The following is a 4,491-nucleotide window of genomic DNA, read 5'->3' as shown; positions in this document are numbered from 1 at the left end:
CGTCGACAGCAGTACGGCCCTTGGTGCCGTAGCCGATGACGACGGTGTGATTACGCACTTTGCGCCTCCAACGCTGAATCTTGAATGCCTGGCGGGAATTCTCGGTGAGCGCCGACAGGGTCGTACCGACCAGGACGATGAGGAAGAAGATCCGCAGCGGGGTGATCACCAGGACGTTGATCAGCCGCGCTTCCGGTGTGAACGGGGTGACGTCGCCGTATCCGGTCGTGGAGAGCGAGACCGTCGCGTAGTAGATGCAGTCGAGCAGGGACATCTCGTTGTCCTGCACGTCGCGGTACCCGTCGCGGTCGATGTAGACGACGAGAACCGCCAGCGCCAGTGCGGCGAGCGCGTACCCGATCCTCCGGGCGATCGCCACGCCGGGGCTCTGCTGTTCCTGCGGCACACGCAGGACGCCCACCAGCGCGAAATCCGGGCGCTCGGTGAGCTGATCGGAGCGGCTGAACCGCGCGCGCAACCTGCCGGGCATTGCGTGGACTCCACCTCTTCGTCGTCGGTTGCCCGCACCGGAACGTGCAGACATCGCGTCGCAGCCTACGCTCAGAGGGCTACCGTGGCTCACATGTCCACGCAACCGGCCCGCGCGCCCGCCCTGCGGCTCGCCGCGCTGCTGCTCGGCTCCGGAACACTGCACTTCGTTCGCCCGCAACCGTTCGATCGGATCGTGCCCAGGGCGTTGCCGGGCGACGCCCGTGCCTACACCTACGCGTCGGGTGCGGCGGAACTGGCCGTCGGTACCGCACTGGTCGTTCCGCGCACGCGCCGGCTCGGGGGTGCCCTCGCCGCGGTGCTGTTCGTCGCGGTGTTTCCCGCCAACATTCAGATGGCCGTGTCGTGGCTGCGCAGCGACCGACTCTTGCCCGCGGCAAAGGCAGCCGCGGTCGCGCGACTGCCCTTGCAGATTCCGTTGGTCACCGAGGCCGTGAAGGTGTGGCGACGCTCGCCCCGCACTCAGACGCGGGGCCGGCGGTAAGCGGCCCGCGCCCACAGCCAGCCGGCGAGGGTCAGGCCCACACACCACGCGACGGCGATCCCGGCGGTCGCCGCCTCCGGGCCGGTGCCGGCGAGGAGTCCACGGACGGTCTCGATGATCGGTGTGAAGGGCTGGTATTCGGCGAACACGCGCACCGCGGTGGGCATGGTCTCGACCGGCACGAACCCACTACCCAGGAACGGCAGGAGCAGCAGGATCATCGGGGTGTTCGACGCCGACTCGACGCTGCGCGCGGCCACGCCCATCGCGACCGACAGCGAGGTGAGCGCGAGCGCGACCAGAGCCAGGAAACCCACCAGCGCAAGCCATTCGGCAGCATCTGCGCCCGGGCGGAATCCCAGGGCGACGGCCACACCGAGCACCGCCGCGATGGCCGGCATGGTTTGCACGACGGCCGCCCCGGCATGGCCGCCGAGTACCGACACGGGTGCGACGGGCATGGTGCGCAACCGCGTGACGATGCCCCCGGTCATGTCCATCGCGACGCCGATCGCGGTGGACTGCGCGACGGCCGCCGCGGTCATCACGAGCATGGTCGGCGTGAGGTACTCGAGGTAGGCGGCACGACCCCCGGCTCCCGGTGAAACACCTTCGGCGACACCGGCTCCGAAGGCGCCACCGAAGACGAAGACGAACAGCAGCAACAGCACGACCGGCATTCCGACGACGGTCACGGTCAGCGACGGGTAGCGGACCATGCGCAGCAGGCCGCGCCTGGTCATCGTCATCAGATCGCGGATGGCGCGGGTCAGGCCGGACGGGCCCGCCGGAACGAGCGCGGGAGCGAATGCGGTGGCGTCGGCGGCGGTCATCACGCCACCTCCTTCGTGTCGGTCGGTGCAGTCAGGGTGAGGAAGACGTCGTCGAGCGAACCGGCGTCGTGAGCGGCCTTGAGTCCGGCCGGGGTGTCGTGGGCGACGAGGCGGCCGCCGTGCAGGACGGCGACGCGGTCGGCGAGATGGTCCGCCTCGTCGAGATATTGGGTGGTCAGCAGCACACTCGTGCCGCCGTCGACCAGGGTCCGCACCTGGTCCCAGAGGTCGCGGCGGGCACGCGGATCCAGGCCCGTGGTGGGTTCGTCGAGGAAGACCACCTGCGGATCGCCGACGAGGGTCATGGCCAGGTCGAGCTTGCGCTGCATGCCGCCGGACAACTGCTGCGCCTGCTGGCGCGCAGCCTCGGCGAGGCCGAATCGGTCGAGCAGATCCGCGATGCGGCTGAGGCTTTCGGATCGGGGCAGGTGGAACAGATCGGCCATGAGCCGCAGATTCTCGGTTGCGGTCAGCAGCGGATCGACCGCCGACAGCTGACCGGTCACCCCGATCAGCCTCCGCACGATGTCCGGTTCACGGGCGACGTCGTGGCCCAGAACCCGCGCGGTGCCGCCGTCGGCGGGAAGCAGCGTGGACAGGATCGAGACGGTCGTGGTCTTGCCGGCGCCGTTGGGCCCGAGCAGCGCCGTGACGGTACCGGCCGGCACCGTCAGGTCGAGGCCGTCGAGCACGGTCCGGTCGCCGTACTGTTTGCGGAGCCCGGCGATCTCGATCGCCGGGGCAGGGTGGGTGGACATGAACACTCCTCGCGGTGGGACCGGGTGCCCCCGGCACCGCCGGGAGCGTCAGATGTCGAGGTCCTCGACCTCGGGTTCGGTGGCATTGACCTCCACCAGAGCGGCCAGCTCGGCGGGGACCTCCGCCCGCAGGTCCTCGAAGGTGTCGTAGACCTCGAGGATCGCGGCCGCGGGGGTTTCCCCCCACTGCTGGTCGGTCGCGAAATGCTTGCGCCAGCCGGTCAGCTGGCCGTCCTTGCCGGCGGTGTGCACGAAGCCCTTCGGCCGGGAGACGTGGACGGCGAGTTTGCCGGTGCGCGTTCGATACACGCGGTAGTGCTCGGTCCCGGTGGCGGTGGATCGGTTCCAGTCGGCCAGCAGTACTCCCTGGAACCGCTGCAGTTTCCCGGCGCCGACACCGACCCGGACGGTGATCTCCTCGAAGCCTTCCAGACGCCCTTCCTCGACCTCGACGAGGCGGTGCAGAGCCTTGGAGATCGCCGCGGAGAGATTGCCCCCGGTGAGTTCCTGGGCGCGCTGGAACACCGGCAGGTCGGCATCGGAGACGTAGATCGTCTTGTTCGGCATGAGGCCATCGTAACCATGGCACGAGTATACGTATATGTCTACGTATAGCAATACCGCCGGTTTCGGCACATTCACGTCCGACGGGAATCGCCGGCTGTCGGTCACCATTCACGTGTGGATCCCGTTTTCGAACGTGCCGACTTCGACGATTCGAGCCTGGCGCTCTTCCTGCAGGCGCACTTGGACGACATCGCCCCCACCGCACCGGCGGAAAGTCGACACGCCCTCGATCTGTCGGAGCTCCGGAACCCGGCCGCATGCGCACCGCTCCCCACCTACGAGGACGAGGAATTGCACGCGCCCTGCTCGAGCACCTGATTCAGGAGGCCGAAGGCCGAGGGGTTACACGGCTCTCGTTGGAGACCGGCTCGATGGAATTCTTCGCACCGGCGCGTCGTCTGTATGCCGGAGCCGGTTTCGTCGAGTGTCCACCGTTCGGCGACTACCTCGACGATCCGAACAGCATCTTCATGACGCTGTCGCTCGCCCGACAATGCCGGCCGGCACCGGCGGAAGCGGACCCTGCTACGAAAGCTCCTGTGGCGCTTCGCCTTCGAGTGGCGGATCCGGTTCACCGACCGCCCCGGCCGAGCGGATCAGCTGCTCGAGCTCCCCGGCGCCCGGCAGATCGGCCGGCGCGACCGTGCGGCCGGTGCGCACGTAGTGGAACGCGGCCCGCACCCGGTCGAGCGGCAGCTCGGCGGGCCGGCCGGTGTGCCGCGCGGTACGGGCGGCCATGAGCTGCGCCCACGCGAGCCGGTAGGCGGCGAGCTGCATCGCCACCGACTTCAGCTTCTCGTCGGTCGGCTCGGCACCGGTCTTCCAGTCGATGACGGTCCAGCCGCCGTCGGGATCCTCGAACACCGCGTCGATGCGGCCGCGGATCACGGTGCCGCCGATCGACGTCTCGAACGGCACCTCCACCTCGACCGGGCTGCGCTGCGCCCACGGCGACCGCAGGAACGCCTCCTGCAACCGGTCGAAGTCGGTTTCGTCGCCGTCCTCGTCGTCGGCGCCGGGCAGTTCGTCGAGATCGAGCAACCGCGTCGCGCCGTACCGACGCTCGAGCCACGCGTGGAAGGCGGTGCCGCGGCGGGCCAGCGGGTTGGGACGGAACGGCAGCGGCCGCCGCAGCCGGGCCGCGAGGGCGTCCGGGTCGGTGGCGAGGTCGACGAGCTGACTGACCGACATCTGCGCGGGCAGCACCACCTCGGCGGCGCTCTCGGCGCGGCGTTCCCGTTCGGCGAGCAACGCGTCGACGTCGGCGGCCCACTCGTCGGGATCGTCCTCGAAGCTCGCCGGGGGTGGCGGTTCGGGTGCGTCGAGCGCCGCGAGGACC

Annotated in this window: 5 protein-coding genes and 2 pseudogenes; 2 read left to right on the top strand and 5 right to left on the bottom strand. The window is 69.6% G+C overall.

Annotated features, from left to right (window positions below; genetic code table 11):
* On the bottom strand, positions 1-490 hold a 490-nt coding region (locus I0Q12_RS33430; protein ID WP_374068754.1), incomplete at its 3' end, for a potassium channel family protein.
* Positions 491-583: 93 nt separating this feature from the next.
* On the opposite strand from I0Q12_RS33430, the gene I0Q12_RS21040 reads away from it, so the two are divergent.
* The gene (locus I0Q12_RS21040; protein WP_197254309.1) at positions 584-994 is read left to right on the top strand and encodes a MauE/DoxX family redox-associated membrane protein; all 411 of its coding nucleotides are present in this window, start codon (positions 584-586) and stop codon (positions 992-994) included.
* On the opposite strand, the gene I0Q12_RS21035 is transcribed toward I0Q12_RS21040, so the two are convergent.
* The 3 genes and pseudogenes from I0Q12_RS21035 to I0Q12_RS21025 form a co-directional block, all read right to left on the bottom strand.
* The gene (locus I0Q12_RS21035; RefSeq protein WP_197254308.1) at positions 973-1,827 is read right to left on the bottom strand and encodes an ABC transporter permease; all 855 of its coding nucleotides are present in this window, start codon (positions 1,825-1,827) and stop codon (positions 973-975) included. The two genes, I0Q12_RS21040 and I0Q12_RS21035, sit on opposite strands and share 22 nt — an antisense overlap.
* Positions 1,828-1,844: 17 nt before the next feature.
* Positions 1,845-2,585, bottom strand: a pseudogene (locus I0Q12_RS21030) (ABC transporter ATP-binding protein); the annotation flags it as partial.
* A gap of 48 nt (positions 2,586-2,633) precedes the next feature.
* A complete protein-coding gene (locus I0Q12_RS21025; protein ID WP_197254298.1) occupies positions 2,634-3,152 on the bottom strand; it encodes an EXLDI protein in 519 nt (172 codons plus the stop codon).
* 114 nt (positions 3,153-3,266) lie between these two features.
* Here I0Q12_RS21025 and I0Q12_RS21020 point away from each other — a divergent pair.
* Positions 3,267-3,628 (top strand): annotated as a pseudogene (locus tag I0Q12_RS21020) (GNAT family N-acetyltransferase); the annotation flags it as partial.
* A 49-nt stretch (positions 3,629-3,677) separates the two neighbouring features.
* Here the strand turns inward: I0Q12_RS21020 and I0Q12_RS33425 are convergent.
* On the bottom strand, positions 3,678-4,491 hold an 814-nt coding region (locus I0Q12_RS33425; protein WP_231611134.1), incomplete at its 5' end, for a PD-(D/E)XK nuclease family protein.

Source organism: Rhodococcus sp. CX (assembly GCF_015865005.1).
Classification (GTDB): Bacteria; Actinomycetota; Actinomycetes; order Mycobacteriales; family Mycobacteriaceae; genus Rhodococcus.
This window is presented reverse-complemented; position numbering and strand designations above follow the sequence as displayed.